Source organism: Pseudonocardia kongjuensis, assembly GCF_039526905.1.
Taxonomy (GTDB): Bacteria; Actinomycetota; Actinomycetes; order Mycobacteriales; family Pseudonocardiaceae; genus Pseudonocardia; species Pseudonocardia kongjuensis.
This window is the reverse complement of record NZ_BAAAJK010000024.1, coordinates 1-25861: the sequence shown is the minus strand read 5'-3', so window position 1 is coordinate 25861 and position 25861 is coordinate 1. Positions and strand designations below refer to the sequence as shown.

At 74.7% G+C, this 25861-nt stretch carries 29 protein-coding genes; 8 read left to right on the top strand and 21 right to left on the bottom strand.

Annotated elements, in window-relative coordinates; genetic code table 11:
* The 9 genes from ABD160_RS20200 to ABD160_RS20160 all read right to left on the bottom strand — a co-directional run bounded on the left by ABD160_RS20200 (position 1) and on the right by ABD160_RS20160 (position 7678).
* Positions 1-975, bottom strand: coding sequence for a 5-oxoproline transporter, DUF979 family subunit (locus ABD160_RS20200; protein WP_344024766.1), 975 nt, complete (start codon positions 973-975; stop codon positions 1-3).
* The gene (locus ABD160_RS20195; RefSeq protein WP_344024764.1) at positions 972-1664 is read right to left on the bottom strand and encodes a 5-oxoproline transporter, DUF969 family subunit; all 693 of its coding nucleotides are present in this window, start codon (positions 1662-1664) and stop codon (positions 972-974) included. Before ABD160_RS20195 ends, ABD160_RS20200 begins: the two co-directional genes overlap by 4 nt.
* 102 nt (positions 1665-1766) lie before the next feature.
* A complete protein-coding gene (locus ABD160_RS20190; protein ID WP_344024762.1) occupies positions 1767-2384 on the bottom strand; it encodes a vitamin K epoxide reductase family protein in 618 nt (205 codons plus the stop codon).
* Entirely contained in the window at positions 2381-3121 is a 741-nt protein-coding gene (locus tag ABD160_RS20185; protein ID WP_344024760.1) for a DsbA family protein, read from the bottom strand. Before ABD160_RS20185 ends, ABD160_RS20190 begins: the two co-directional genes overlap by 4 nt.
* 22 nt (positions 3122-3143) lie before the next feature.
* Positions 3144-4088 carry a serine hydrolase gene (locus ABD160_RS20180; RefSeq protein ID WP_344024758.1) on the bottom strand — a complete coding sequence of 315 codons (945 nt, stop codon included), beginning with the start codon at positions 4086-4088 and terminating at the stop codon, positions 3144-3146.
* Positions 4089-4395: 307 nt separating this feature from the next.
* Positions 4396-5175, bottom strand: coding sequence for an IclR family transcriptional regulator (locus ABD160_RS20175; protein WP_344024756.1), 780 nt, complete (start codon positions 5173-5175; stop codon positions 4396-4398).
* 78 nt (positions 5176-5253) lie between these two features.
* Complete coding sequence (locus tag ABD160_RS20170) at positions 5254-5658, bottom strand: hypothetical protein (protein ID WP_344024754.1); 405 nt, start codon at positions 5656-5658, stop codon at positions 5254-5256.
* Positions 5659-5825: 167 nt separating this feature from the next.
* The gene (locus tag ABD160_RS20165; protein ID WP_344024752.1) at positions 5826-7037 is read right to left on the bottom strand and encodes an ATP-binding cassette domain-containing protein; all 1212 of its coding nucleotides are present in this window, start codon (positions 7035-7037) and stop codon (positions 5826-5828) included.
* A 179-nt stretch (positions 7038-7216) separates the two neighbouring features.
* Positions 7217-7678: a nucleotide triphosphate diphosphatase NUDT15 gene (locus ABD160_RS20160; protein ID WP_344024750.1), complete on the bottom strand. Its 462-nt coding sequence runs from the start codon at positions 7676-7678 to the stop codon at positions 7217-7219.
* A gap of 37 nt (positions 7679-7715) precedes the next feature.
* Between ABD160_RS20160 and ABD160_RS20155 the strand changes: the two genes are divergently transcribed.
* Both ABD160_RS20155 and ABD160_RS20150 read left to right on the top strand, forming a co-directional pair.
* Positions 7716-8069: a TraR/DksA family transcriptional regulator gene (locus ABD160_RS20155; protein WP_344024748.1), complete on the top strand. Its 354-nt coding sequence runs from the start codon at positions 7716-7718 to the stop codon at positions 8067-8069.
* A 71-nt stretch (positions 8070-8140) separates the two neighbouring features.
* Positions 8141-10219, top strand: a complete 2079-nt coding sequence (locus ABD160_RS20150; RefSeq protein WP_344024746.1) for a transglycosylase domain-containing protein — start codon at positions 8141-8143, stop codon at positions 10217-10219.
* A gap of 304 nt (positions 10220-10523) precedes the next feature.
* Here the strand turns inward: ABD160_RS20150 and ABD160_RS20145 are convergent, their stop codons facing one another.
* From ABD160_RS20145 to ABD160_RS20130, 4 genes are all read right to left on the bottom strand, one after another.
* Positions 10524-10784 carry a hypothetical protein gene (locus ABD160_RS20145; RefSeq protein WP_344024744.1) on the bottom strand — a complete coding sequence of 87 codons (261 nt, stop codon included), beginning with the start codon at positions 10782-10784 and terminating at the stop codon, positions 10524-10526.
* Positions 10781-12178 (bottom strand): sensor histidine kinase, encoded by a 1398-nt coding sequence (locus tag ABD160_RS20140; protein WP_344024742.1) that lies wholly within the window; start codon positions 12176-12178, stop codon positions 10781-10783. Before ABD160_RS20140 ends, ABD160_RS20145 begins: the two co-directional genes overlap by 4 nt.
* Positions 12175-12951 carry a response regulator gene (locus ABD160_RS20135; protein WP_344024740.1) on the bottom strand — a complete coding sequence of 259 codons (777 nt, stop codon included), beginning with the start codon at positions 12949-12951 and terminating at the stop codon, positions 12175-12177. Before ABD160_RS20135 ends, ABD160_RS20140 begins: the two co-directional genes overlap by 4 nt.
* A 179-nt stretch (positions 12952-13130) precedes the next feature.
* The gene (locus ABD160_RS20130; protein ID WP_344024738.1) at positions 13131-14018 is read right to left on the bottom strand and encodes a nicotianamine synthase family protein; all 888 of its coding nucleotides are present in this window, start codon (positions 14016-14018) and stop codon (positions 13131-13133) included.
* 129 nt (positions 14019-14147) lie between these two features.
* Between ABD160_RS20130 and ABD160_RS20125 the strand changes: the two genes are divergently transcribed.
* Entirely contained in the window at positions 14148-14477 is a 330-nt protein-coding gene (locus ABD160_RS20125; protein WP_344024736.1) for a DMT family transporter, read from the top strand.
* Entirely contained in the window at positions 14470-14988 is a 519-nt protein-coding gene (locus tag ABD160_RS20120; protein ID WP_344024734.1) for a TetR/AcrR family transcriptional regulator, read from the top strand. Before ABD160_RS20125 ends, ABD160_RS20120 begins: the two co-directional genes overlap by 8 nt.
* Positions 14989-15001: 13 nt before the next feature.
* Here the strand turns inward: ABD160_RS20120 and ABD160_RS20115 are convergent, their stop codons facing one another.
* Entirely contained in the window at positions 15002-15520 is a 519-nt protein-coding gene (locus tag ABD160_RS20115; protein WP_344024732.1) for a TIGR02611 family protein, read from the bottom strand.
* 61 nt (positions 15521-15581) lie between these two features.
* Between ABD160_RS20115 and ABD160_RS20110 the strand changes: the two genes are divergently transcribed.
* Positions 15582-16292, top strand: coding sequence for a metal-dependent transcriptional regulator (locus ABD160_RS20110; RefSeq protein WP_344024730.1), 711 nt, complete (start codon positions 15582-15584; stop codon positions 16290-16292).
* A gap of 55 nt (positions 16293-16347) precedes the next feature.
* Here ABD160_RS20110 and ABD160_RS20105 read toward each other — a convergent pair whose 3' ends face one another.
* Positions 16348-18054, bottom strand: coding sequence for a BCCT family transporter (locus tag ABD160_RS20105; protein ID WP_344024728.1), 1707 nt, complete (start codon positions 18052-18054; stop codon positions 16348-16350).
* Between the two features lie 237 nt (positions 18055-18291).
* On the opposite strand from ABD160_RS20105, the gene ABD160_RS20100 reads away from it, so the two are divergent.
* A complete protein-coding gene (locus ABD160_RS20100; RefSeq protein WP_344024726.1) occupies positions 18292-18615 on the top strand; it encodes a DUF3040 domain-containing protein in 324 nt (107 codons plus the stop codon).
* Positions 18616-18780: 165 nt separating this feature from the next.
* Here the strand turns inward: ABD160_RS20100 and ABD160_RS20095 are convergent, their stop codons facing one another.
* Entirely contained in the window at positions 18781-19326 is a 546-nt protein-coding gene (locus tag ABD160_RS20095) for a Dps family protein (RefSeq protein ID WP_344024725.1), read from the bottom strand.
* A 46-nt stretch (positions 19327-19372) separates the two neighbouring features.
* The gene (locus ABD160_RS20090) at positions 19373-19522 is read right to left on the bottom strand and encodes a hypothetical protein (protein ID WP_344024723.1); all 150 of its coding nucleotides are present in this window, start codon (positions 19520-19522) and stop codon (positions 19373-19375) included.
* Positions 19523-19639: 117 nt separating this feature from the next.
* On the opposite strand from ABD160_RS20090, the gene ABD160_RS20085 reads away from it, so the two are divergent.
* A complete protein-coding gene (locus ABD160_RS20085) occupies positions 19640-20581 on the top strand; it encodes a ring-cleaving dioxygenase (protein ID WP_344024721.1) in 942 nt (313 codons plus the stop codon).
* A 7-nt stretch (positions 20582-20588) separates the two neighbouring features.
* On the opposite strand, the gene ABD160_RS20080 is transcribed toward ABD160_RS20085, so the two are convergent.
* From ABD160_RS20080 to ABD160_RS20065, 4 genes are all read right to left on the bottom strand, one after another.
* Positions 20589-20927 carry an STAS domain-containing protein gene (locus ABD160_RS20080; RefSeq protein ID WP_344024719.1) on the bottom strand — a complete coding sequence of 113 codons (339 nt, stop codon included), beginning with the start codon at positions 20925-20927 and terminating at the stop codon, positions 20589-20591.
* A 20-nt stretch (positions 20928-20947) separates the two neighbouring features.
* Entirely contained in the window at positions 20948-22015 is a 1068-nt protein-coding gene (locus tag ABD160_RS20075) for a cobalamin B12-binding domain-containing protein (RefSeq protein ID WP_344024717.1), read from the bottom strand.
* Positions 22012-23649: a PP2C family protein-serine/threonine phosphatase gene (locus ABD160_RS20070; RefSeq protein WP_344024715.1), complete on the bottom strand. Its 1638-nt coding sequence runs from the start codon at positions 23647-23649 to the stop codon at positions 22012-22014. Before ABD160_RS20070 ends, ABD160_RS20075 begins: the two co-directional genes overlap by 4 nt.
* A gap of 128 nt (positions 23650-23777) precedes the next feature.
* Positions 23778-24452 carry a DUF4383 domain-containing protein gene (locus tag ABD160_RS20065; protein ID WP_344024714.1) on the bottom strand — a complete coding sequence of 225 codons (675 nt, stop codon included), beginning with the start codon at positions 24450-24452 and terminating at the stop codon, positions 23778-23780.
* 157 nt (positions 24453-24609) lie between these two features.
* Here ABD160_RS20065 and ABD160_RS20060 point away from each other — a divergent pair, with 157 nt between their 5' ends.
* The gene (locus ABD160_RS20060) at positions 24610-25131 is read left to right on the top strand and encodes a CvpA family protein (protein WP_344024712.1); all 522 of its coding nucleotides are present in this window, start codon (positions 24610-24612) and stop codon (positions 25129-25131) included.
* Positions 25132-25861: the final 730 nt, after the last annotated feature.

Sequence of the window (25861 nt, the reverse complement as noted above, 5' to 3'; positions counted from 1 at the left end):
TCACCTCGGGAACGCGAAGATGTACATGATCACCACGTTGGCCACGAGCATGATCGCGGCCGTCGGGGCGTGTGTGCGGATCACTCCGTAGCGGTCGCGCATCTCCAGCAGCGCGGCCGGGACCAGGGTGAAGTTGGCCGCCATCGGCGAGACGAGCGTCCCGCAGAACCCGGCCAGCATCCCGACGCTGAACACCACCGCCGGGTCCGCCTGGTGGATCTCGACGAGCAGCGGCCAGCCCAGCGCGGCGGTGACGATCGGGAAGGCCGCGAACGCGTTGCCGACCAGCAGCGTCAGCAGCGCCATCGTCAGGCAGTAGGCCGCCACCGCGACCAGCCGCCCGTCGGGCAGGACGGCCTGCAGGACCTGCCCGACCGCGTCGCCGAGGCCCGCCCTGGTGAACAGCACCCCGACCACCGCGAGCACCAGCGGGAGCAGCGCCATCGAGCCCATCAGGTCGAGCAGCCTGCGTCCCTCCTGGAAGGGCGCGCCGATCGGGTGGGCGCCCAGGAGCAGGTAGCCGACCACGGTGGCGACGACCGCGCCGAGCGCCAGCCCGAGCAGCGACGCCGAGCCCTCGGCGACCAGCGGCCGGCCGCCCACGGTGACCGCCGGGCCGGCCAGCGTCACCACCAGGGTGATCACCGGGACGCACAGTGCGGGCAGGAACAGCCGGTGGCCGAGCCGCGTCGCGGATTCCTCGCGGGCGGCGTCGCCGGTGCTGGTCACCGTGCCGGGGCGCAGGGTCCGCGCCGACGAGCCCAGCACGACGACGGTCAGCACGACCAGTCCGAGCGGCCAGGCCGGCGCGGCGCCTGCGGTGACCCACGACGCGTAGACGAACCCGGCACCGGCCAGCCCCCAGAACGCCGCGCTGGTGTGCCGCCGGGGATTGCCGCGGTCGCGGGCGGTCAGCCCGGCGACCACGAGCAGCATCGCGGCGATCGCCCAGTTGACCGGCTCCGGGCCGATCACGGCACGGCGTCCGGCGCCGGGGCGGCCGCTCGCCGCCGGAGCATCCGGTCCGTGCGCAGCGCCCGGAACCCGTGCACGGCGAACGCGACGCCCGCCGACGGGATCGCCCAGACGGCCAGGTCCAGCGGTTCCAGCTGCAGGCCGTAGTTCGCGTCGACGAAGGAGGTGATGAGCAGGACGCTCCCGACGGCGACGAACACGTCCTCGGCGAAGAACATCCCGACCGTCTCGACGCCGACCGAGGAGCCCTTCAGCCGGTCCCGGACCTCCTCGGTCAGCGGGCCGGTCCGGCGCTCGGCGGCGGCCTCGACCATCGGGTACAGGACCGGGCGCACGGTCTGCGCGACGCCGAGCACGGTCAGCAGCCCGGCCGCCGCGGTCACCTGGCGCAGTGCCAGGTAGCCGAGCAGGATCCGGCCGGGGGTGAGCGAGGCGAGCCTGCCCACCGTCCGGCGGACGTGCGCCTGCAACCCCATCCGCTCGACCAGCCCGACCATCGGCAGCGCGAGCAGCAGGATCATCACCGGCCGGCTGTCGGCGAACGCGGTACCGACGATGTCGAGCATCTGCAGCGGGGTGAGACCACCGACGGCACCGGTGACCAGACCGGACACGGTGACCACGAGCAGCGGGTTCATCCGCAGCACGAACCCGATCACGACCAGTGCGAGGCCGATCAGGACCAGCATCGAGGCAACTCTTCCCGGGACGGACGACGAGCTCTGTTGACACGTGAAATTGTCCTACAATCCAACAACACGCAAGCTCCTGTGGCGCGCCTCATGCCGCGCTCACGCCAGGCCGAAGAAGAAGTCCCGGAAGGTCCACGCGGCGGCCGCCAGGATCAGCAGGTACCAGACCGCCGGGACGCTGGAGTGGAACCGGCGCAGCGCCACGACCAGCGGGCGGGCCGGGCGGACCAGCGCCAGGGTCTCCAGCGTCGAGTACCAGAACACGGTGATCGTGACGAGCCAGACCACCATGCAGTACGGGCACAGCGCGTGGATCTCGGCCAGGCTCTGCCAGATCAGCCAGTGCACGAACACCAGGCCGAGGGTGCTGCCGACCTGCATGCCGACGGTGAACCAGGCCGGCGGTTCGAACCCGGCGAGCATCGCGACGCCGCCGGTCACCACCACCGCGAACGCGACCAGCCCGATCAGCGGGTTCGGGAACCCGAACACCGACGCCTGGGCGCTCTCCATCACCGAGCCGCAGGAGATCACCGGGTTGATCGAGCAGGACGGGACGTAGCCGGGATCGCTGAGCATCGCCAGCCGCTCCAGCACGAGGACCGCGGCCGCGGCCAGCCCGATCGCGCCGCCGACCAGGTAGACCGCACCGGCCCGCCGGCGGCGGGCGACGGCCCCGGACGACGAGCGCCCGGTCCCGGCGAGCGTGGCCGTCACGCCGCCTCCGCCAGCGCCCGGTCCAGCTCGGCGCGGATCTCCTGGTCGACCTCGGCGAAGGTGCTGCCGGCCGGCTCGAAGCGGCGGCCGTCGATGAAGAACGTGGGGGTGCTGAACACGCCGAGCTCCTCGCCGAGGTCCATGTCGGCGTCGACCCGGTCGGCGACCTCGTCGGAGTCCAGATCGGCCAGGAACCGCGGCATGTCGAGCCCGAGGCGCTCGGCGTAGCCGGTGAACCGCTCGCGGGCGGAGTCCTCGTCGGACGCGGCGCCGTTCCCGGCCCACGCCGAGTACTCGTCGTAGAGCAGGTGGTACATGTCGGCGTAGCGGCCCTGGTTCTCCGCGGCCTCGGCGGCCTGCGCGGCGAGCGGGGCCAGCGCGTGCATCTCCAGCGGGAAGTTGCGGGTGGCGAACGTGATCCGGTCGGCGTAGTCCTGCTCGATGCCGACGGTCAGGTTGTCGTAGAACGCCGAGCAGGCCGGGCACTGGTAGTCGAGGAACTCGACCATCGTCACCGGCCGGCCGGGCTCGGTGATCATGCTGGCGCCGACGACCAGCTGGTCCTCGGACACCTCGGACGGCGGCGCGGGCGAGAGCAGCGCGCCGCCGATCGAGAACGCCGCGAACAGCACGACCACCACGGTCAGCACCGTGTTGATCGAGATGCCCCTCCGCTCGGCCATCGGGTTCGTGGCCGGCTTGGCCGGGCGGGCCTGCGGCTTCTTCTTCTTGGACATCGGGATCTCCTCCGGAAGGGGGTCAGTGCGCCGAACCCGGCGCGGTGAGTGCGGGGAGCAGGGACCGGATCCCCGCGGTGACGGCGGCCCGGCCGTCGGCCCGGCGGGTGCCGCCCGGCTGGTGGGTCAGCAGCACGACGACGAACCGGTCGTCCGCCCCGACGACGCCGGTGGTGTTGAGCACCAGCTCGCCGCCGGCGACCATCCAGCCCTGCTTGATCGCGCGCGGGAGGCCGGGCAGCGCGTCCGGGATGCCGAAGTACTGGTCGACGCCGTCCAGCGCGATCCGGGGCGCCTCGCGCAGCGCCGAGAGCACCAGCGCGCGGGAGCGGGCGGGCAGCCGGTCCAGCACGAACCGGTAGACGGTGACGACGTCCTCGGCGGTGGTCCGGGTCAGCTCCCACTCCTGCGGCTCGGCCGGCGGCACGGTGCCGGTCAGCTGCAGCTCGGCCACCGCCCTGGTGACGACGGCCGGTCCGCCCTGCGCGGTCCACAGGCGGGTGGCCGCGCCGTCGTCGCTGCCCCGCAGCATCCGCGCGACGACGGTCGCGGTGGCCGGATCGGGCGGCTGCCAGCCGTTGGCGCGCAGCACGTCCAGCGCGATCAGCAGCTTCACCACCGATGCCGTCGCGAAGCCGGGGCGGTCCGCGACGCCGACCGTCTCCCCGGTCCGCCGGTCGTGCACGGCGACGCCGACCTCGGCCCCGGGAACCTGCGCGACGACGGCCGCGCGGGCCCGCTCGGCGACCGACCGGCCCAGGGTGGGCGGCGCCGCGGACGGGGTGCCGACGACGGTGGTCCCGGGCATCCCGGTCGAGACCGCCACCAGCGCGGTCGTCACGACGGCGGCGGCGGCGACCACCAGCAGCCCGCGGCGGGGGCTCGCCGGCCGGGCCGGGCCCTGCGGGCCGTGGCCCCCGGTGCCGGACGCCGAGCCGGGGCCGGCCGGCCCGGGGCCGGCTGACACGGTGTCGAACGCTGACACGGGGGCCTCTCGTCCGGTCGGATGCGGATGGACCGGTGGCCGGGCACGCAGGTGACCGCCGCCGGGCCGCCCGGCCGGAGGGCACCCGCCGGCCGGGCGGGGTTCCGGGGCGGGGGAACCCCGGAACCGGGTGTCACCGCGGTCGTGGGGCCGGTCCGGTGACGCCGTCGGCGACCGTACGAGCACCGGCGACGGTCCCGCCGGGACGTGAGCAGGCGCTTTCCCCGGCGCGGAAATCAGCGACCGGCCACCCGGGGGTGCACCGGCCGACCGGTCGGTGCCGGGCCGGTCAGGGCCTGCCGAGGCACCAGCTGCGCTCCTCGGGGAGCGCGGCGAGGACGGCGCCCGCGGTGTCCTGCAGCAGCGAGGCGAGGTAGGGCAGGTCGGCGGCCGGGATCCGGTGCCGGGGGCCACCGACCACCAGGGCGGTCTGGTCGGTGACCGCGAGCCCGATCCCGCGCACGTCCGGTTCGGACTCGCCGTCGATGGTGGCGTAGCCCCGCTCGCGGACCCGGTGCAGGTCGGCCAGCAGCGCGGGGACCTCGGTGATCGTCCGGTCGGTCATCCGGCGCAGCGGCCGCCCGGCGTAGAGGTGGCCGACCGTGTCGTCGGTGTAGCGGGCCAGCAGCGCCTTCCCGCCGGAGGTGGCGTGCGCGGGCATCGTCATGCCGAGCCGGGTGGTGACGCGGGTGGAGCGGTCGCTCTCCCCGTTCGCGACGAACTCGACGCTGCGCCCGACGAGCTGGACCAGGTGCGCGGTCTCGCCGCAGGAGCGGGCCAGCTCGCGCAGGTGCGGGAGGACGTCGTCGGGCACCCGGGGGGCGGCGAAGGTGGTGGCCAGCTCGGCGAGTGCGGGACCGGGCCGGTAGAGCTTGGAGCCGGTGACCCGGGCGAGCATCCCGGTGTGTTCCAGGCTGCTCAGCAGCCGGTGCGTGGAGCCGAGCGCCAGGTCCAGCTCGGCGCTGACCTCGGAGAGCCGGACGACGCCGCGTTCGGCGATCAGCCGCAGCACCTGCACCGCGCGGTCGACACCGCGCAGCGAGGTGCCGTCCCGGTTCGTCTCGGTCATGGCTGGTGTCCTCCGGCTCCGGTGGTCGGGCTGGGCGTCAGTCTGTGCCGGTACGGGCGGCGCGGGCCACCGGGTCGCTCAGCCGGATGACGGCCCGGTCCGGCGGGGTGCCGTCCGGCAGCGGCTGCCGGTCCCGCCGTGGCAGCGGTCGCGCCCGGCGTCCCGCCTGCGCCGGCGCCGGCGGGCGACCAGCGGCCCGTGCGGGGGGTGCACGATCAGGTTCCCCGGACCGTCGAGCAGGCAGGTGCCGGTCGCCGCTGCGCACGGCCCCGGAGGCCGCCCGCGCAGCAGGGCGAGCACCCGCCGGCCGGCCCGGCGGCAGCTGGCGCCGGTGTGCCGGACGACCCGGCCGGCCGCGGCGGCCAGGGCGACCAGGCAGCCGGCGAGCCGCGGGACGTCCCGCTCGTCGTGCCAGTAGGTGTCGTGGCCGCGGTCGGCGGTGTCGTCCGGCTCGTCCGCCCAGCCCATGTTCACGTCGTGCACCCGGTGCGGAGGAGATCCATGGTGGTCCTTCCGGAACTCGGTGTGGCAGGCGGTCCCGGAGGACCGGGGGCGGGGTGCGCGCAGCGGTCCCCCGGCCGGTGGGACACGGCGGCGGGCCGATCCTCACGGCGGCGCGCCGAGCGGATCCGTGACAGCGGGGACACGGCTCAGCCGTGGTCGGCGGGCACCGGCGTGCGCGGCGCCGTGACCGGGAGGTGGATCCGCCGCCCGTGCCGGTCGAAGGCGTGCAGCGACCGGGCGTCGAAACCGACCGCCATCCGCGCGTTCACCGGTGGCCGGTCGTGCGGCCCGAGCCGGACCCGGAACAGCGCGCGGCGCGGGGGCCGGTCGAGCGGGGTGAGCACGTCACCGCCGTCCGGTTCGCCGCCGCCGTGCGGATCGATCCCGCCCGCGCCGGTGTCCAGCACGGCGTAGACACCGCCCGGACGCTGCTCGACACCCTGCACCACACCGGTGAGCACGAACCCGGACCCGCCGGGGAGCACCGCGTCCGGCCGGACGCCGAGCACGATGCGCTCCCCGTGGAAGCGCGCGATCGACCGGGACCGCAGGTCGTTCCAGGGCATCCAGTGGTTCTGCCGCCCGATCGTCAGCACGACGTGCCGGTCCTGCTCGGCGTGCACGCCCGCCTCGACGAGGTTCATCGGCGGATCGCCCAGCGCGACCGCGCCGAGCACGGTGCCGGGCCGGTCGGCGAGATCCCGCGGGGTGCCGGAGTCGCGCAGCCGGCCGCCGTGCAGCAGCGCGACCCGGTCGGCGATACCGGCGGCCTCGGCCGGATCGGCGGTCGCGTACAGGATGGTCCGGCGCTCGGCGCGGAACTGGCGGAGGACCTCACGCAGCACCGCCTCGGTCTCCTCGTCGACGCCGGCCAGCGGCTCGTCGAGCAGCAGCATCCGCGGGCGCCGGGCGAGCGCGGTGGCCACGGCGACCCGCCTGCGCTGTCCGGCGGACAGGCCGTCCAGCGGGTAGGGGAGCAGGTCGCCGACGTGCAGCCGCTCGGCCAGCTCGGCGATGTGGCAGGTCCGGGTCCAGGTGCCGACGCCGGCGACCTGCATCGGGCGGCCGATGTGCTCGGCGACGGTGCGCCGCCGGGTGGTGTCGCGCCGGGTGTCGACGAGGGCGGCGGGCCGGTTCCGGGCCCGGAACCGGGAGCAGGCGGTGCCGTCGATCAGCACCGAGCCGGTCGCGGGGGCGAGCTCACCCGAGCCCAGCCGCAGGACGGACGACTTGCCGCTGCCCGGCGGGCCGAGCAGCGCGACGATCTCGCCGTCGCCCACCTCGAACGTCACGTCCACCAGGGCGACGGTCCCGTTCGGGTATCGCGCGCCCGCGCCGCGGAACGACAGTGTCGGCATGCGTTGTCCAGAGCCCCGTTCCCGCTTCTCGTCGCACCGGCGTGCGATTCCGGGAAGCTAGGAGATCGGAGATCAGGGAACTGCGGATCTTTACCATTTCTTAAGGAGACAACGGCCGGAACGGCGCGTTGCACGATGCTCGTACACGAGCGGCCGAATTCGCAAGATAGTTGACGAAATCAATTCGGTCGGGGGACGGCGGGGTGGGCCAGCGGATGCAGGTCCCAGCCCGCGAGCCCGCTGCCGGGCGCGCGCCAGGCGTGCCGCACGGCCGCGGTGTGCACGAACAGCGGCCCGGGCAGGTCGTCCGGATCGGCCCAGCGCCAGGCGTCGACGGCGTGCGGCTCGGTGACCGTGAGCAGCGCGCCGGCCGGGGCGGCGACGTGCACCGCGAACGTCACCCCGCTGCCGGCGGTCCGCACGCACACCGCGAACAGCGATCCCCGCGCGGCGACGACGCCGGTCTCCTCGGCCAGCTCGCGCAGCGCGGCGGCCACCGGCGTCTCGCCGCCCTCCAGGTGGCCGCCGGGGAACGACCAGCTCGGCTCCTCGCCGGCGGTGACCCGGTGGCCGATCGCGATCCGGCCGTCGTCGCGCTCCAGCACGACGCCGACCCCGGACACCGGGCGCGGGAGATCCATGCGGACGAATCTGGCATGCCGGAGGATCCTGGTCGGCATGGACCCCGCAGCGCTCGACGCCGAACGGGCCCGGGTGGACGGCCGGCTCGCCTCGCTGCGCCACGAGCTGGCCTCGCTCGCCGAGGAACAGGCGCTCACCAGCCACGACGACGAGCACGATCCGGAGGGCGTCACGATCGCCGTGCAGCGGGCGCAGCTGCAGGGCCTGCTCGCCGCCGCGGAGCGGGACCGGGCCGAGCTCGACGACGCCGCCCGGCGGCTCGCCGACGGCAGCTACGGCGTCTGCGCGGAGTGCGGCGGCCCGATCGCGCCGGAACGGCTGGAGGCGCTGCCCGCGGCCCGCACCTGCATCGGCTGCGCCGCCCGCCGGCGCCCCCGGTCCCGGCGCTGACCCGCGGATCGTCAGGTAACCGTCAGGGTGACCTCACCACCCTGTCACGATCTCCCGGGGAACCTGGGGGCATGCCCGACTCCCCACCCGCCGGTGACCGCGCGCGCTTCGTCCGTCGCAGGCTGTTGCAGGGGATCGGGGCGAGTGCGCTGGCCGGGGTGCTGCTCGCCGGGATGCTGGCGCCGGTCGCCGTCGCGACGGCGGTGGTGACCGAGGAGATCACCGGCGTCGCCGACGAGGCGACCAGCGCCCGGCTCGGCGACGGGCGGATGGGCGCCACGTCGGTGCTGCTCGACGCCGCGGGCGAGCCGTTCGCGCACCTCTACGACCAGCACCGGGAGCCGGTCGGGGCGGACGGCATCGCGGACACGATGACCGCCGCGATCGTCGCCATCGAGGACCGCCGGTTCTACGAGCACGACGGCGTCGACTGGTACGGGATGGGCCGGGCGCTGATCAGTAACGCGGCAGGCGGCTCCGCACTGGACGGGCAGGGCGCCTCCACGCTGACCATGCAGTACGTCAAGAACTACCGGCTCAACGTGCTCGCCTCGACACCGGAGGAGGAGCGCGCGGCGACCGCGAACACCCCGGCCCGCAAGCTCGCCGAGGTGCGGCTGGCGCACCAGGTCGAGGCGGTGCTGGACAAGGAGGAGATCCTCGCCGGCTATCTCGACCTGATCTACTTCGGCCGCGGCGCCTACGGCGTGCAGAACGCGGCCCGCACCTGGTTCGGGACGACCGCCGACCGGCTCACCGTCCCGCAGGCCGCGCTGCTGGCCGGGATGATCCAGGCCCCCGAGCGGTTCGACCCGCTGAACAACCCGGAGGCCGCGCAGAACCGCCGGGACACGGTGATCTCCGCGATGGTCGACGTCGGCTCGATCACCCCGGCCCAGGCCGAGCAGGCCCGCGCCACCCCGGTCGAGGTCCGGCCGGACGCCGGCGTCCCCGCCCAGGGCTGTGCCGGCGCCCGCGAGGGCACCGGCCACTTCTGCCAGGCCGTCGTCGAGGCGCTCGACGCCGCCGGCCTGGAGGCGGGCGTGCTGCGCAACGGCGGGTACACGATCCGCACCACCCTCGATCCGCGGGCCACCGAGGAGGCGCTGACCGCGGTCCGCCGGACCGGCGGCGCCGAGGGCTCGTCGTCGGTCGCGAACGTCGCCGCGCTGGTCGAGCCGGGCACCGGCCGGGTCGACGCGCTCGTCTCCAGCAGCGAGTACGGCTTCGACGCCGACGCCGGCGAGACCGCCTACCCGCTCGCCACCCTGCCGCTGCACGGCGCCGGCTCGGTCTACAAGGTGTTCACCGCGGCGGCCGCGCTGGAGAGCGGGATCGTCACCCCGGACAGCATGCTGGACAACCCGGCGAGCTACACCTCGCGCAACTTCCGCAACGGCACGGCGCCCTACACCGTCGCGAACTACGGCAACTCCGGCAGCGGCCCGATGACCCTGCGGCAGGCGCTCGCCAGCTCGCCGAACACCCCGTTCGTCGAGCTCACCGACCGGATCGGGTCGTTGCAGCCGGTGGTCGACATGGCATGGCGGCTCGGGCTCCGGCAGACCCTGGAGGCGCCCACCCGCGACGGCGGCACCGTCGGCGAGGCGGTGATCGCCCAGCGCCGGGCGTCGTTCACCCTCGGCCCGGAGGGCACCAGCCCGCTGGAGCTGGCGACCGTCGGCGCCACCATCGCCTCCGGCGGGGTGCACTGCACGCCGCTGTTCGTCGAGTCGGTGACCGACCGGGACGGCGGCGACGTCGCGCTCCCGGGCCCGCGCTGCGACCGGGTGATCGACGAGTCGGTGGCCCGCGACCTGGTCACCGCACTGTCCGGGGACGCGACCTCCGGCACCGCCGCGGGCGCGGCCGCCGCGGTGGGCTGGAACCGGCCGGTGATCGCCAAGACCGGGACCACCCAGAACTACGCCTCGGCCGCGTTCATCGGGGCCACCGGCGACCGGGCCGGCTCGGTGATGACGCTGCCGACCGGGACGCCGCGCCCGGTGTGCACCGGCCCGCTGCGCACCTGCGGGTCCGGCAACCTCACCGGCGGGGCGGTGCCGGCGCGGGCCTGGTTCGCGATGGTCTCCGCCCTCGACGGCGGCGCCGGGGCCACCCCGCTGCCCGGGACCGGCGCCGGGACCTGACCGGCCGGCGGCCCGCCGGGCCGTCCGGCCCGGGACCCGGCCGCCGGACGGTGATCGGCGGCTCGCCCGGCGCGTGCGGTACGGACCGGTCCGTCCGGGACGTCCGGTCCACCCGGGACGGCGACGGGCGTGAGCCGTCGCCGTCCCCGGTCGCGGACGGGTACCCGTCCGCGGTGGGCCGTAGCGGCGGGGCCGTGCGCGACCGCTCCCCAGAAGCCGCGCACTCCACCGCCGATCACCCGTCCCCGATTCTGCCCCCGGCAGCTCCCGGCCGGGGACACCGATCGCGATCGTCAGCCAACCGTCAGGCATCTCCGCCCTGGTCAGGGCGGGTGTCCGGAGCAGTTCCGGAGTGCGTCGGGGTCGAGGTGGGGGTCGGGGCCGGGGTGGCCGACGGGGTCGGCGGGTCCTCCGGCAGGTCGTCCGGCCGGACGCTCACGGTCGGCGCGGGCGACGGCGCCTCCGTGGCCGGGCCGTAGGGCTCCGGCTCGTCCTCCAGGGTCACCCCGCACCCGCCCAGCGCGACCGCCAGCCCGACGGCGAGCACCACCGCGACGCGTCTCATCCCGCCACCCCCGGAAGCTCCACCACGACCCGGGCACCGCCGCCGGGCCGGTCCTCGATCCACACCGATCCGTCGTGCCTGCGGACGTGCGCCGCCACCAGCGACAGTCCGAGCCCGGTGCCGCCGCCGTCGCCGCGGCTGCCCGCCCGGGCGCCCCGGGAGAACCGCTCGAACACCTCGGCCCGCTTCCCGGCGGGCACCCCCGGCCCGGCGTCGTCGACCTCGATCCGGCCACGGCCCTCCCGCGCCGACACCCCGACCCGCACGGCGCCGCCGCCGTGCGCGTCGGCGTTGTCGAGCAGGTTGCCGAGGATCTGGTCGATCCGGCGCCGGTCCGCGCGCACCGTCACCGGCTCCGGCGCGTCGATCTCCGGCGGCGCCCCGCCGCGCACCCCGACGATCCCGCGCACGAGCTCGCCCAGCTCCCACGGCTCGCGCTCCAGGGTGTCGCTGCGGGAGATCTCCAGCAGGTCGAGCACCATCCGGCGGAACCGCTGGATGTCGCCGTCGAGCAGGTCCACCGCCTGCTGCGCGGTCGGCGGCAGCTCGGAGCGCCTGCGCCGCAGCACGGCGACCGCGTTCACCAGCGTGGTCAGCGGCGAGCGCAGCTCGTGGCTGACGTCGGCGGCGAACCGCGCGTCCCGGGCCACCCGCTGCTCCAGCGCGTCGGCGGTCCGGTTGAAGGTCGCGACCAGTGGCGCGAGTTCGGCGTCGGAGCTGCCCGGCAGCCGGGCGGCGAGATCGCCACCGGCGACCCGGCCGGCCGCCTCGGTCAGCTCGGTCAGCGGCTGCAGCGCCCGCCGGCCCGCCCAGTGCCCGAGCCCGAGCCCGAGCACCGTGCTGACCGCCACGCCGATGATCAGCACCGAGCTCAGGAACCGCAGGTTGGCGTCCAGCAGCTGCAGCGGGAAGACCTCGACGAACACCGTCTCGCCGGGCATCGGGGCGGCGACGACCAGGCTGGGCATCCCCTCGACCAGCATCCGCTGCCGGGCGCCGATCCCGGACCGGGCCATGTCCAGCAACGGCTTCGGCAGCTCGGAGACGTCGATGTCGCGGCCGCTGGTGATCCAGTTGCCGTCGTGCCGGAGGGCGACGGTGGTGTTCGGGGTGCCGGCCAGCCCGGTGAGCAGGTCGTCCAGCCCGTCGGACTCGGGACTGGCGGAGATCGCCCGCTCGACCAGCCGGACGTTCACCTCGACCTGCCGGGTCGCGCCCTCCACCCGCTGCTCGACCAGGTAGTAGGACGCCAGGTTCCAGGTGACGGTGGCGAACAGGCCGGTCACCACCAGCGACACCAGCGCGAACGCGGCCCCGACCCGGTGCCGCAGCGGCAGCCGCCGCAGCGGCAGGCGGTCCAGCACCGACCGGCGGGGCGCGCCGGGAGGGGTCATCCGCGCCAGCCGGGCACCGGCTCCGAGTCCGGGACGGCCGGTTCGGGCCTGCGCTCGACCCGGCCGGCCTTGTAGCCGGCCCCGCGCACGGTGAGCACCACGGTGGGCCGGTCCGGATCGGCCTCGACCTTGCGCCGCAACCGGCGGACGTGCACGTCCAGCAGCCGGGTGTCGCCGTGGTACTCGTAGCCCCAGACCCGGGACAGCAGCTCGTCGCGGGTGACGATCCGGCCCGCGGCCGCCGCCAGCTCGGCGAGCAGCCGGAACTCGGTGCGGGTCAGGTGCACCGGATCGCCGGCGCGCAGCACGACGCCCTCGTCGGGGCGCAGCTCGACGTCGCCGAGCAGCAACCGGCGCGGGGTGGCCGGGGCCGGCCTGCGGCGCCGCAGCAGGGCCCGGATCCGGGCCGCCAGCTCGCCCGCGACCAGCGGCTTCGTCACGTAGTCGTCGGCGCCGGCCTCGAGCCCGGCGATGACGTCGGCGGAGTCGGACCGCGCGGTCACCATGATGATCGGCAGGTCGCCCGCGTCGCGCAGCCTGCGGCAGACGGTGAGCCCGTCGATCCCGGGCAGCATCAGGTCCAGCAGCACCAGGTCGATGTCGGGCGCGCCGGCCCGGGCGAGGGCCTCCTCGCCGGTGTGCACCGCGTCGACGTCGAAGCCCTCGTCGTCGAGGGCGAGCCCGAGCGCCTGCCCGATGCGCACGTCGTCGTCCACGATCAGCACCCGGGTCCGGGAACCGACTCCGCCCTGTGCCACCTCGAGCTCGACCATGATGACCCCGATTCCACCCGATCGCCGACGTGAGGTCGAACCGCTGGGTCCGCCCGCGACGATCGTCAGCTGATCGTAAGCAGCGGGCGGTCGGCGTGCACCCCACGCGAACGGGGCGGCACGCCGACCGGGCCGGGATCCGGCTGCGCCGGCCCGGGATCCGGCTGCGCCGGCCCGGCTCAGCGCGGCGCGCGCGCCACCAGGACCGAGTTCACGACGTCGGTGCGCGGATGCACCTCCAGCAGCACGTCCAGGGCGGGCAGGTCGGCCGGGCCCACCTCCGGGTACAGCAGGGTCCGCAGGCCGGCCGCGGTGCGCACGAGCAGCGCCGTGCCCGGGCCCGCGGCGGCCGCCAGCCGGGCGGTGACCGCGTCCTTGGCGGCGGCGTCGGCACCCACCAGTGCGCCGAGCAGCACCAGGTCGGCGCGCCGGATCTCGTCCGCCAGGTCCGCGGGCAGCGCCGCCGCGGACAGGTCCGCGGCGAGGCTGCGGGTGCCGATCCCGACGGCGTCGGCGACCGCGGTGCCCGCGGCCAGGGCGGCCGGGTCCCGGTCGACGTGCAGCACCTCGCTGCCGTGCCGGTCGGCGAGCACCATCCCGGTCAGCGGCAGCGGACCGGACCCCAGCACCACGGCCCGGCGCGGCACACCGAACCCGACCGCGGCCAGCGCGGCCAGCTCGAGCCGGACCAGGTCGAGATAGTTCCCCAGGTAGGGGAACCGTTCGAGCTCGGCGGCCGGGTCGGCGGCGCCGGCGATCCGGTCCGCCCAGTACTGCTCCATCAGGCCCTCGCCCGCCGAGCTCAGCCCGCGCAGCCGGTCGACGTGCGCCGCCACGCGCTCGAGGACCGCGCCGGTACAGCCCGCCGGCGGATGGCAGCAGAGCCGCACCAGCTCGCCGAACGTGGCGTCCACCACCGGACCGGGCCGCAGGTCGGTCCGCTCCAGCTCCTCGCACAGCGCGACCAGCCGCTCGGCGGTCGTGATGGCGGCACCGCCGGCGTCCCGCGGCGCGCGGGGCGCCGGAAACCCGATGGCAGTGATCGCTTGGCTCCTCTGCGTAGTCACGTTGATCGACAGTAACCAATGACAATCGTTATGCATGTCGGTCGACCGGGTGGCCGATAAACCTGAGCATCTGCTCCAGAATCGGGGTAGCCTCGGGCCGGACACCGCCGGACAGGGGAGGACGGACACATGTGGGGATGGCTCGCACTGGCGATCGGGGCCGAGGTGACGGCCACCATGTCGCTGCGGGCGTCGCAGGGTTTCAGCAGGCTGCTGCCGTCACTGGTCACCGTCGCCGGCTACGGCCTGGCGTTCTGGGCGCTGGCCCAGGCGCTCACCCGGGGGATGGCGCTCGGCGTCGCCTACGGGGTGTGGGCCGCGGCCGGGGTCGCGATCGTCGCGCTGCTCGGGGTGCTGTTCCTCGGCGAGTCGCTGACCTGGGTGCAGGTCGGCGGGATCGTGCTGGTCATCGGCGGCGTGCTGGCGCTGGAGATGGGCGGATCGGCGGCGCATGCCTGAGCCCGCCGACGGCCGGCTGCGCAAGGGCGAGCGCCGCCGCCGCGCGCTGCTCGACGCGACGCTGCGGCTGGTCGGCCGGGACGGGACGGGCGCGGTCACCCAGCGCGCCGTGGCGGCGGAGGCGCAGGTGCCGCCGAGCGCGGTGCTCTACTACTTCGCCTCGGTCGACGAGCTGCTGGTGTCCGCGCTGGCCACGGTCAACGACCGCTACATCGACCGGCTGGCCGGTGTGCGCACCGTCGCCGAGCTGGTCGTGGCGCTCGGGGAGTGGGGCAGCAGGCACGACCTGTCGCTCACGGTCGCCGAGTACGAGCTGCTGCTGTTCGCCGCCCGCCGCCCGGACCTGGCGCACGAGCTGCGGCGCTGGGACGACGCGCTGGCGGCGGCCGCCGTCCGGCTGCTGCCCGACGACCCGCAGCGGCGGCCGCTGCTGGTGGCCTGCGTGAACGGCCTCTGCCTGGCCGCCGCACTGGGCGCGCCGGAGGACCCGTCGGTGCTGCTGCGGATCTGACGCCACCGACGGCTCAGGCGAACGGCTCCAGCGGCGAGTCCAGCCAGCCGGCGTCGATCCCGAACCAGTCGCTCACCAGCCCGAACACGTCGAGCAGCCACAGCGTGACCAGCACCACGGCGCCGGTCGCGGCGAACAGCAGCAGCCGGACGACGATGTGCTGCTGCTTCTGCCAGTCGTTCCACCGGTCGTAGTGCCCGCGGGCGAAGTGCAGCAGCCGGCGCGCCCCCTCGAACTCCGAGGCCAGCACCGCCAGCCCGGTGAACACGACGAGCCAGCCGGGGCCGGGGTAGGGGATCAGGATGATGCCGACGATCACGATCAGCGTGCCGAGCACCCCGATGCTCCAGCGCCAGCAGCGGTCCACGACCGGGCGGTGCCGCAGTCCGTCGCGGAAGCCGCGGTAGCGGGTGTGCGCGCCGTGGTAGCGGGCACGCCAGCCGCGGACCGGCGGGGCGGCGGACGGGTCGGCGGACGGGTGGGTGGAGGAGCCGTGGTCGGGTGCGCTGCCCGGGGGCCGACCGTCGCTCATGGCCAGCATGGTTGCAGATGTTCATCCCCGGCTCCTGCTGCGGGCGGATACCGTGGGCCTCATGAACACGGTTCCCACCGGCGAGCGCCATTCGGAGTCCGTGGAGAACTACCTGAAGACCATTTTCCTGCTCGGGGAGCGGTGGGAAGGCTCGGTGGGCATCTCCGCGCTGGCCGAGCGGCTGCAGGTGTCGTCGCCGTCGGCGTCGGGGATGGTGCGCAAGCTGGTCGAGACCGGGCTCGTCGATCACGCGCGCTACGCCGGGATCACCCTCACCCCGGCGGGCCGGGCGTCCGCGCTGGCCGTGGTCCGGCGGCACCGGCTGATCGAGATGTTCCTGGTGACCGAGCTGGACCTGGCCTGGGACGAGGTGCACGAGGAGGCCGAGGCGCTGGAGCACGCCGTCTCCGACCGCCTGCTGGACCGGATCGACGACCGGCTCGGCCATCCCCGCTACGACCCGCACGGCGATCCGATCCCCGGCCGGGACGGCGAGCTGCCCGAGGTGCTCGCCCGCCGGCTGCCCGATCTCCGCTTCGGCGAGGGCGGCGAGCTGGTCCGGGTCGACGACACCGATCCCGAGGTGCTGCGCTTCCTCGACGCGCACGACGTGCGGCTCGGCGACCGGGTGCAGCTGGCGGCGCGCAAGCCGTTCGACGGCCCGTTCGTGGTGCGCCTGCAGCGCACCGGCGACGGGCGGGACGACACCGACGAGGAATGGGGCCCGTCGCTGGCCCGCGCGCTGTGGGTGGGATCGGGCGACCCGGCCTGACGCCCGTGACGGCGGCGGGGCCGGGGGACCCGCGTCCCCCGGCCCCGCCGGCCGGTCAGCTCCGGTCGCCGGGACCGGACGCCCGCCCCGGGCCGTCCCCGCCGTCCGACGGGGACGACGTGGCGAACTCGGCGACGGCCGTCTCGCGCATCAGCGGATCGGACCCGGTCCGCTGCCCGGCCGGCCGGTCGTCGTCCGCACCGGGCTCGGCCCGGCTGGTGCTGCGGCGCAGCGAGTCCAGCGGCGAGGGCTCCGGCGGCAGCGCCACCACGAACTTCTCGTCGCGCAGTGCCGTGGACAGGCCGATCGCCATCAGGATCAGCACGATGCCCAGCGGGAGCCCGGCCACGATCGCCGCGGTCTGCAGCGCGGACAGCGCGTCCGCCCCGGTCGCCGCGCCGGCGGCGAGCAGCACCGCGGCGATCACGCCCTCCAGCACCGCCCAGAACAGCCGCTGCTGCCAGCGCGGGTTCGGGTCGCCGCCGTTGGTCAGTATGTCGACGACGAGCGAGCCGGAGTCCGAGGACGTCGCGAAGAACAGCACCACCACGAACACCGTCAGGACGGACGCCAGCGTGATCAGGATCTGGGCGACCGGCAGCTGGGCCAGCAGCACGTAGATCGCGGTCTCCGGGTCCGCGGTCGCCAGCGGGTGGTCCGGGTCGTTCTGCACGAGCTCCAGCGCGCTGTTGCCGAAGACGGTCAGCCACACCATGGAGGCGCCGACCGGGGCGAACAGGCAGCCGGCCACGAACTGCCGGATGGTGCGGCCGTAGGAGATCCGGGCCAGGAACATGCCGACGAACGGCGACCAGGAGATCCACCAGCCCCAGTAGAAGAGCGTCCAGCCGCTCTGCCACTCGGCCGCGGTGCCGTTGCCGCCGTCCGGGAAGGTCTGGAAGCTCAGCCCCGGGACCTCCTGGACGTAGCTGCCCATGTTCGCGGCGAGGCTGTTGAGCAGGTCGCGGGTCGGCCCGAAGAAGAACACGAACAGCATCAGCGCGAGCGCGAGCCACAGGTTCAGCAGGGCCAGCCGCCGGATGCCCTTGTCCAGGCCGAGCATCAGCGAGGCGATCGCGACGGCGGTGATCCCCAGGATCAGCAGCACCTGCAGCGTGGTGGTGTTCTCCCAGCCGAACAGCACGTCCAGCCCGGCGGCGACCTGCTGGGCGCCGATGCCGAGGGAGGTGGCCAGGCCGAACAGCGTGCCGAACACGGCGAGCACGTCGACCAGGTAGCCCGGCCAGCCGTTGATCCGCTCCTTGAGCAGCGGGTAGAGCGCGGCGGCCGGGCGCAGCGGCAGGCCGCGGCGGAACGCGAAGTAGCCCAGCGACAGGCCGAGCACGATGTAGATCGCCCACGGGTGCAGGCCCCAGTGGAAGAACGTGTAGAGCATCGAGTCGCGGGCCGCCTCCGGTGAGCTCGGCTCACCGGTCGGCGGTGCGGTGAAGTGCGAGATCGGTTCCGACACCGCGTAGAACACCAGGCCGATACCCATGCCCGCGGTGAACAGCATCGCGAACCACGAGGTGTTCCCGTACTCCGGCGTGGAGTCCGACGGCCCCAGCTTCACCCGGCCGTACCGGGACATCATGAGGAACAGGACGAAGATCAGGAACCCGGTGGCGGAGAAGATGTACAGCCAGCCGAGCGTGTCGGTGATCCAGGTGTTGACGGCCCCGGCGACCTCGCCCAGCGACGTCGGCGAGATCACCCCCCACAGCACGAAGGCCACGGCCAGCACGGCCGAGCTGATGAACACGGGTGGGCTGGTGTGCTCCCGGAAATATCGAAGAATCAACTCATTTCCCCCCATACCGCTCGGATCGACACGACGACGACCACGGTCACGATTCAGACCTTTGCGTCATATCGCAGGCACTGTAGGTCCACTCGGAGCATCCGCACAGCACGGGGGCGCGCTCCGGTGGCCGGTGCCACCGCCGCGACCTACCCTGAAGACCCATCGCGTCCGCGCCGGACCCTGACGAGGAGTGCCGTGCTGGAGGACCGTCCCGCCCGTCCGCTGGACCAGCGTGAGCTGCGGGTGCTGGACGAGATCTCGGCGGCGACGCTGCGCGACGACCCCGGTCTGGTGCACCGGCTGCACGGTGTCGAGGGGAACACGCACCCGCCCGCGGCGCAGACCGGGACGCCGCTCGCCTGGCCGCTCGTGCTGGGGGTGATGACGGTCGCCGTGCTCTACGCGCTGGTGATCGTCGCGCTCCCGCCGGTGCTGGCCCTGGCCGTGGTGCTCGGCGTGCAGCTGGTGCTGGTGCCGGCCGGCTGCCTGTACTGGGCCCGCCGGCGCGGCGAGCTCTGAGCCCCGGGCCGCCGGCCCGGGAGCGGTCCCGGCGCCCGGCCCGGGAACGGTCCGGCGCACACGGACGGGCCCGGTCCCGCGGATGCGGAACCGGGCCCGGGTGCGTCAGGCGCTGTGCATGGGACTCAGCGCGGGCCCCAGCGCATGGGACTCAGCGCATGGGACTCAGCGCGCGGCGTCGGCCGCGTCGGCCTCGGTGCCGGAGTCCGCCGAGCGCAGCGAGCCGTCCGAGCTCTCCAGGTGGGCGCGCACGAACCACTGGAACTGCTCCAGCTCACCGGACTGCGCGATCAGCATGTCCTGGGTGACCGGGTCGAGCGTCTCCAGCTTCTCGATCTGGGTGCGGTGGTCGGTGATGACCCCGGTGTAGACGAGATCCAGCGCCCCGAGGTGCGCGATCGCCTCGTCCCGGCCGATCGAGTAGTCGTCCCAGGTGCGGTCGCGCACGAGCGCCCCGGGGGTGCCGTCCGGCGAGCCGCCGAGGGTGGCGATCCGCTCGGCGACGTCGTCGACCATGCCGCGCACGCTGTCGACCTGCGGGTCGAGCATCTCGTGCACCGCGATGAAGTTCGGGCCCACCACGTTCCAGTGCACGTGCTTGAGGGTCAGCTGGAGATCGTTGAGCGCGTGCAGGCGGTTCTGCAGCAGCGCGACGACCTGCTCGGCGTCGCCCCGCTCGAGTCCGGGAACGGTGTAGCGGATGGTGGCCATGAGGGATCGCTGTCCTTCCGTGTGGTGATCGTGTGCAGGGCGGGTCTCAGGACGCCGCGGGACGCTCGTCGTCCGGTTCCACCGGCTGCTCGGCGAGGTGCACGCCGTCGCCGTCGGGGGTCTCGTCGACGGGTGTGTCGCTCTGCTCCGTCGGGACCGGACCGGTCTCGCGGCGGGTCGCGTCGGACGTCGTCATGGAATCCGGGTACCCGCTCGGCGCGGGTTCATGTACGGCACCGCGATCGGGGTTCCGACAGGTGCGCCGCCGGTCGCCGTGGTAGTTGTGAGGGCAACGACCAGACGAGGAGGGTGGATGTCGACCGAACTCACCCCGCACGGCCTGCACCACGTCACGGCGGTGGCCGGTGATCCGCAGCGGAACGTGGACTTCTACGTGACCGTGCTGGGGCTGCGGCTGGTGAAGCGGACGGTCAACTTCGACGCGCCGCAGGTCTACCACCTCTACTACGGCGACGGCGGCGGCAACCCGGCCACGCTGCTCACCTTCTTCCCGTGGCCGGACGTGCGACCGGGCCGCACCGGCGCGGGGCTCACCACGGCGACCTCGTTCGCCGTCCCGCCGGAGTCGCTGGGCTGGTGGCAGGGCCGGCTCGCCGGCCTGGGCGTCCCGGTCGACGGGCCGGTCACCCGGGACGACGAGGAGGTGCTGACCCTGCGCGACCCGGACGGCCTGGTCGTCGAGCTGGTCGCGGCCCCCGGCGACCACCGTTCCGGCTGGGACGGCTCCGGCCACGTCCCGGCCGAGCACGCCGTCCGCGGGCTGCACGCGGTGACCCTGTCGGAGGCCGACGCCGAGCCGACCCACCGGATGCTGGCCGAGCTCGGGATGAGCCACGCCGGCGACGACGGGCCGCGCTCCCGGTTCCGCGCCGACGGTCCGGCCGCGACCGCGGTGGACGTGCTGGACGGGGTGGACGGCCGCGGGCTGCAGGCCGGCGGCACCGTGCACCACATCGCGTTCCGGGTGCCGGACGGGGAGACCCAGCAACGCTGGCGCGACGAGCTCGTCGCCCGCGGTCTCGAGGTGACCGAGATCCTCGACCGGCGGTACTTCACGTCGATCTACTTCCGGGAGCCCGGCGGCGTGCTGTTCGAGCTCGCCACCGACGGCCCCGGCTTCACCGTCGACGAGCCGCTGCTCGAGCTCGGCCGGTCGCTGCGGCTGCCGCCGTGGCTGGAACCCGATCGCGCCTCGATCGAGGCGAACCTGCCCGCACTGACGGCCGGGGACTGAGCCCCGGTCAGGTGTCGTGCCGCTCCGCGCGGTCCGCCGGGTGCTCGCCGGTGAGGTGTTCCCAGGTGCTGGTGATGCGGAGCAGCCGGTCCAGCGCGCGGCCGCGGTTGTCCAGGCGCAGCGCGATCCCGGCCGCCGCGGTGCGCCGGCGCAGCATCAGCAGCGCCGACAGGCCGTAGGAGTCGCAGAACCCCAGTCCGGCGCAGTCCAGCCGGAGCTCGTGCGGATCGGCGACGGCCTGCAGCGCGGCGTCGGCGGCGTCGGCCAGCTCGTCGGAGGTGTCGTAGTCGAGATCGCCGGAGAGCGCGACCAGCGCGACCCCCGGTCGTGGCTCGGAGTGGGGCACGTCCGGTCCTCGTTCGTCGTTCATGCCGGCCTTCCGGCACCGTGCGGGTCGCCGTCGCGGGCGGCGGCGGCCACCGCCAGCAGGTCCGACGCCCTGGGGAAGTCGCGCAGCTCCTCGCCCAGCAGGTCGAGGACCGGGGGCAGCACGTGCGGCGGCACCGACCGGGCGGACAGCACCGAGGCCGTCCAGTCCAGGAACCCGGTGAACAGCTCCGGATCGCCGGTGTAGAGCGCGACGGCCAGGAAGTCGACGATGTGGCGGACGTCCTCGGCGGTGCGCAGCAGCTGCGCGTCGTCGTAGTGCGCCATCTCGGGGATCCGGCCGGACAGGCCCTCGACGACGGCGGCGACCAGCCCGGGCGCGTTCCGGTCGACCAGGGTGAACTCCTGGTCGGACAGGTGCGGCAGGTCGTCGGTCGGCTGGGCGTGCGGGCGGGCCGGTACCGGCAGGCCGCCGGCCAGTGTCTCCGCGGCGGCCCGCGCGTCGGGCGCCCAGGCGTCGGCCGCGAGCAGCCGGGCGTACCGGCCGTCCGGTCCGAACGCGGCCCCGCCGACGATCACCGGGACGCCCGCGGCCTGGCAGGCCGAGATCGTGGCGTGCGCGGTCGGCAGCCGGGTGGCGATCGACGACGACAGCGCCACCGCGTCCGGCCCGGTCCGGTGCAGGTGGGTGATCAGGTGCGCCGACGGGACCTGGGCACCGAGGTAGTCGACGTCGAAGCCGCGCAGCCGGAGCACCTCGGCCAGCAGCCGGGCCGGGAGCGCGTGCCACTCGCCGTCGACGCAGGCGACGGTGATCCGGCCGCGGCCGCCGGGGCTGCGGGGGGTGGACAGCGCGAGGGTGCCGATCACCCGGTCGTTGATGGCCGTCGCGGCGTGCTCCTGGGCCACCGAGATGCGGTTCGCGGCCCAGTCCTCGCCGACCGACGCCTGCACCACCCCGATCACCTCGAGCAGCACCGTCTCCGCGTCGATCCCGTCGTGCAGGGCGTCCACGACGACGTCGACCGCGGTGTACTCGTCCCCGCGCAGCACCGCGTCCCGCAGCAGCGCGGTGCAGCGGACGACCGGATCCGGATGCCCGCTCATGCGGTGTACCGGCCGCGACCGTGCCCACCCACCGCCGACAGGTGACGCCCGCGGGGGGCGGTGACGGCCAGCAGGGCCATGTCGTCGTGCGCGTTGCGGCCGACCCACTCGGCGGCGACCATCTGGATCCGCTCGACGAGGGCCTCGGCGGGCAGGCCGGCGCACTCGCCGGCCACCCGCTGCAGGCGCTGCTCGCCGAACTGGTCGTGGCCCATCGGGCCGCCGCGGGCCTCGGTGATGCCGTCGGTGTAGAGCAGGCAGGTCTCGCCCGGGGCGAGCCGGGTCTCGTGGGTGGTCGCCGCGACGGCGGGGAGCACCCCGACCAGGGTGCCCCGGGTGTCGGCCTCCTCGACCCGGCCGTCCGCCCGCACGATCAGTGGCGGCGGGTGGCCCGCGGCGGTGAGCCGCAGCCGGACGTCCGCCCCGTCGCGGGTCACCGACGCCAGCACCATCGTCACGAACCGGGTGTGGTCCTCGCTGAGCAGGGCGTCGTTGAGCAGGTCGAGCAGGCGGCCGTGGTCGTCGGCCATCGGGAGCAGTGCGTGCAGCGTGCTGCGGATCTTCCCGGTCAGCACGGCCGCCTCCAGGCCCTTGCCGCAGACGTCGCCGAGCACGGCGAGGGTCCGGGCGGCCCCGTCGGCGGTGGGCGCGCAGGGGTGCACGTCGTAGAAGTCGCCGCCGACCCGGTCGCCGTCCTCGGCGGGCCGGTAGCCGCCGGCGAACTCCACGCCGGCGATCTGCTCCAGGCGCGGTGGCAGCAGGTCGCGCATCAGGGTCTCGGTGACGGACGCCTGCTGGGCGAACATCCGGGCGGCGGACATCGCCAGGCCGGACCGGGCGGCGAACTCGCGGGCGGTCGTCTCCTCGCCCTCGCTGAACGGGCCGGAACCGGCGCGGCGCAGCAGCACCAGCGCCCCGGCCGGGATGCCGTGGCCCGGCAGCGGGGTGATGACGATCGAGCCGGCCGCGCCGATCCCGGACGGCACCAGCCAGGCCGGGGCGGCGGCCGGGTCGATCCAGCGCGACGGGACGGGCGGGAAGCCCTGCAGCGCCTCGGCCAGGCCGGGCACCTCGTCCGGATCGAGCCGGGTGGTCGCCGACTGCACCGGGCCGCCGCCCACGACGGCGCTGACGACCCGGTACTGACGGCGGCCCGCCGGGGAGAGGACGACCGCGGCGTCGGCGAGCACGTCGACCGCCAGCCCGGCGGTCACCTCCATGCACCGCTGCAGGTTCAGCGAGCCGAGCAGTGCGGCGGACGCCTCGGACAGGAAGGTCGCCCTGGCCTGCTCGATCCGCAGCTCGTCGCGGACCGACCGGACGTCGGTGACGTCGACCAGCCACCAGGTGACCGAGCCGTCGTCGTGCGATGTGGGGGTGGCCTCGATGGCGCGGCCGTCCACCACGTCGGCGAAACCGGCCGGACCGGCGGCCACGTGGGCGCTGTGCAGCCACGGCGCGACCCGGTCCAGCGGCTCACCGGTCCGCAGCGTCGGCACCAGGACCAGCGCCGCGTCGTTGATCTCGAGCACGGTCCCGTCGGCGCGCACGGTCAGTGCGGCGCAGGGGGCACCCGTCCACCGGGGGTCGGCCACCCGGGCCGGCCCGCCGGTGGTCTGCTGGATCTCCGTCACGTCGGGTACCGGTCTCCCTGCTGTTCGTGGCGTGTTCCGGGTTCGGAAGGGGGTACCGCACCGTACCGTCCGCGCGGCCCTCCCGGAGGTCACGGTCCGGCCGCACGGTGCGCGGCCGGACCGTGGGATCACGCGTGTGTGCTGCCCCGGCCGGTGAGTTCCTGCCAGGCGCGGCGCCGCTCGGCGAGATCGCGGATCGACCCGACCTCGGCGAGCAGGCGGCGCTGCTCGTCGGTGCCGCCGCCGGAGGCGACCAGCCGTTCGGTCTCGGCGAGCGACCCGGCGGCCTCGATGTCCGCCGAGCCGTGCGGGAGCCGCTGGTCGCGGTCCTCGTCACCCTCGGCGTCCACCGGATGCCGCTGCTCGTCGGAGTACGGATTGTCCGACGGGAGCCGTCCGGTGAACCGGCCGTAGCCGCCGAGCGTCAGCAGGACCAGCCCGGCCAGCAGGCTGAACACGACGTTCGGCATCCGGAACGACAGGATGTTGTACGGCGTCCCGATGAGCAGGACGTTGGCCACGCCGGACAGCATGAACAGCGCGCCGACGGTCACGCTCACCGTGGACGCCATCCGGCCGCCGCGCACCGCGGCCGCCACCAGCACGGTGCCGACCACCAGCGAGACCGCGGACAGCAGGTTGTTGGTGGTCATGCCGAACAGCGGTGCGCCGGTGGTGGAGAAGAAGTCGAGGTTGTTCGTGATTCCGAGCCCCCCGAACACCCAGAGGGTGACACCGATCAGCGCGCTGCTGACCCGGTGCAGGCCGTTCAGCAGACGCGGGTCGGACCCGAGCGATGGCATGCAGTTCCTCCGATACTGATCGAGCGGGGCTCTTCCGGATATCCCCTCGCCAGGCCGGTCAAACCCGGCGGCGGGCCGGGCCTCAGCGCGCTCTCAGCTCCGCCGGGCACTGTCGGTCGGGTAACGGCGGCGGAGGACGCCCGCCGGGGGAGGACCCATGACGCTGCTCGACGTGATCGTGCTGATCGTGCTGCTCGCCGCCGCGGTCGGCGGGTTCCGCAGGCTCGGCGGGGTGGCTCGGGCCGGGAGCCTGCTCGGCCTGGTCGTCGGCGCCGGTGTCGGTGCCGCCTGGGGCTCGCAGCTCGCCGGATTCGGGGCCACCCCGGGCTCGGCCTGGCTGTGGGGGCTGCTCGGCATCCTCGGCGGCCTGCTGCTGGGCTCGCTGGTGGGGAGGTTCCTCGGCGGCCTGGTCAGCAGGCTGCTCGCCGGTGCCCGGCTGTCGTTCCTGGACCGGGTGGTCGGGGCCGTCACCGGCGGGGTGGCCGCGCTGCTGGTGATGTGGCTGGTGTCCTGGGTCGTCCCGGCGCTGGTCGACCCGGCCGCACTGGCCCCGGTGGGCTCGCTGGTCGACGCGCTCGGCGGGGGCAGCCGGATCCTGAGCTCGGTCGGCGAGGTGTTCCCGGCGACGACGTCCGCGGTGCGGGACGCGGTGGACGCGGCCCGGCCGCCGGCCGGCTGAGATCGGGGAGTGCTCCCCGCCGGATCGCGACGCGCATTCGCCCCCGACGCGCTGCGGGAGCCGGCGAGGAGCACTCACCCGGTCAACGCGCCGGACCCCGGCGCGGATACCCCCCTGATGCGGTGACGGCACCGACGGTCGGCCACCCGCAGCGACCGGAGCTCCGTCCCGGCCGGCCGGGACGGAGCCGCTGCCGGGGCCGGGCCGGCGGCGCCGCCCTGTTCAGTGCGGGGTCGCCACCCGTCCGGGAGGTCCGCCGCCACCGCGCGATCCCGGTGCCGGGGTGCGGACGGCGGGGAGCCGCCGATACCGGGTGCCCGGGCGCTACCGATCCGGCGATCCGGCCGTTCCGCCGGGCAACGGGCCTGGTCGGGGCACCCGATCCAGGGCCGATGCGACGACCCCGACCGTCGAGAACACCACGCGGACACCGTCCCGCAGCCGTGAAGTGCTCGGCGTCACAGAAGTCCGGGGATCCCCGAAATCGCTTGTGAGGGCCGCTCGGGAACCGTGCAGCCGGTCCTCGCATGCCGGTTGACCTGCGAGGACACCTGCCGTTCGACACGAGGACCCCCCGGTTTGACCATGCCGGACACCGTGCCGTAACTTCTTCCCTGTCAGCGAGTGAGCCGGACAGAACGGGCCGCAGAGCCCGGTCAACAGGCTCCGTTGGCCAGATGGTCCCCCCGGTGGATGTCCGAGTTTCTCGGGTGTTTATGGTGGTGGGGTC

Excerpts from the sequence above, each read along its gene's own strand:
- ABD160_RS20165 (WP_344024752.1), bottom strand. The coding sequence starts at position 7,037 with ATGCCGACACTGTCGTTCCGCGGCGCGGGCGCGCGATACCCGAACGGG.
- ABD160_RS20160 (WP_344024750.1), bottom strand. The coding sequence starts at position 7,678 with ATGGATCTCCCGCGCCCGGTGTCCGGGGTCGGCGTCGTGCTGGAGCGC.
- ABD160_RS20095 (WP_344024725.1), bottom strand. The coding sequence starts at position 19,326 with ATGGCCACCATCCGCTACACCGTTCCCGGACTCGAGCGGGGCGACGCC.
- ABD160_RS20090 (WP_344024723.1), bottom strand. The coding sequence starts at position 19,522 with ATGACGACGTCCGACGCGACCCGCCGCGAGACCGGTCCGGTCCCGACG.
- ABD160_RS20065 (WP_344024714.1), bottom strand. The coding sequence starts at position 24,452 with ATGCCATCGCTCGGGTCCGACCCGCGTCTGCTGAACGGCCTGCACCGG.
- ABD160_RS20150 (WP_344024746.1), top strand. The coding sequence starts at position 8,141 with ATGCCCGACTCCCCACCCGCCGGTGACCGCGCGCGCTTCGTCCGTCGC.
- ABD160_RS20195 (WP_344024764.1), bottom strand. The coding sequence starts at position 1,664 with ATGCTGGTCCTGATCGGCCTCGCACTGGTCGTGATCGGGTTCGTGCTG.
- ABD160_RS20135 (WP_344024740.1), bottom strand. The coding sequence starts at position 12,951 with ATGGTCGAGCTCGAGGTGGCACAGGGCGGAGTCGGTTCCCGGACCCGG.
- ABD160_RS20085 (WP_344024721.1), top strand. The coding sequence starts at position 19,640 with ATGTCGACCGAACTCACCCCGCACGGCCTGCACCACGTCACGGCGGTG.
- ABD160_RS20185 (WP_344024760.1), bottom strand. The coding sequence starts at position 3,121 with ATGTCCAAGAAGAAGAAGCCGCAGGCCCGCCCGGCCAAGCCGGCCACG.
- ABD160_RS20140 (WP_344024742.1), bottom strand. The coding sequence starts at position 12,178 with ATGACCCCTCCCGGCGCGCCCCGCCGGTCGGTGCTGGACCGCCTGCCG.
- ABD160_RS20125 (WP_344024736.1), top strand. The coding sequence starts at position 14,148 with ATGTGGGGATGGCTCGCACTGGCGATCGGGGCCGAGGTGACGGCCACC.
- ABD160_RS20060 (WP_344024712.1), top strand. The coding sequence starts at position 24,610 with ATGACGCTGCTCGACGTGATCGTGCTGATCGTGCTGCTCGCCGCCGCG.
- ABD160_RS20120 (WP_344024734.1), top strand. The coding sequence starts at position 14,470 with ATGCCTGAGCCCGCCGACGGCCGGCTGCGCAAGGGCGAGCGCCGCCGC.
- ABD160_RS20075 (WP_344024717.1), bottom strand. The coding sequence starts at position 22,015 with ATGAGCGGGCATCCGGATCCGGTCGTCCGCTGCACCGCGCTGCTGCGG.
- ABD160_RS20115 (WP_344024732.1), bottom strand. The coding sequence starts at position 15,520 with ATGAGCGACGGTCGGCCCCCGGGCAGCGCACCCGACCACGGCTCCTCC.
- ABD160_RS20175 (WP_344024756.1), bottom strand. The coding sequence starts at position 5,175 with ATGACCGAGACGAACCGGGACGGCACCTCGCTGCGCGGTGTCGACCGC.
- ABD160_RS20110 (WP_344024730.1), top strand. The coding sequence starts at position 15,582 with ATGAACACGGTTCCCACCGGCGAGCGCCATTCGGAGTCCGTGGAGAAC.
- ABD160_RS20145 (WP_344024744.1), bottom strand. The coding sequence starts at position 10,784 with ATGAGACGCGTCGCGGTGGTGCTCGCCGTCGGGCTGGCGGTCGCGCTG.
- ABD160_RS20155 (WP_344024748.1), top strand. The coding sequence starts at position 7,716 with ATGGACCCCGCAGCGCTCGACGCCGAACGGGCCCGGGTGGACGGCCGG.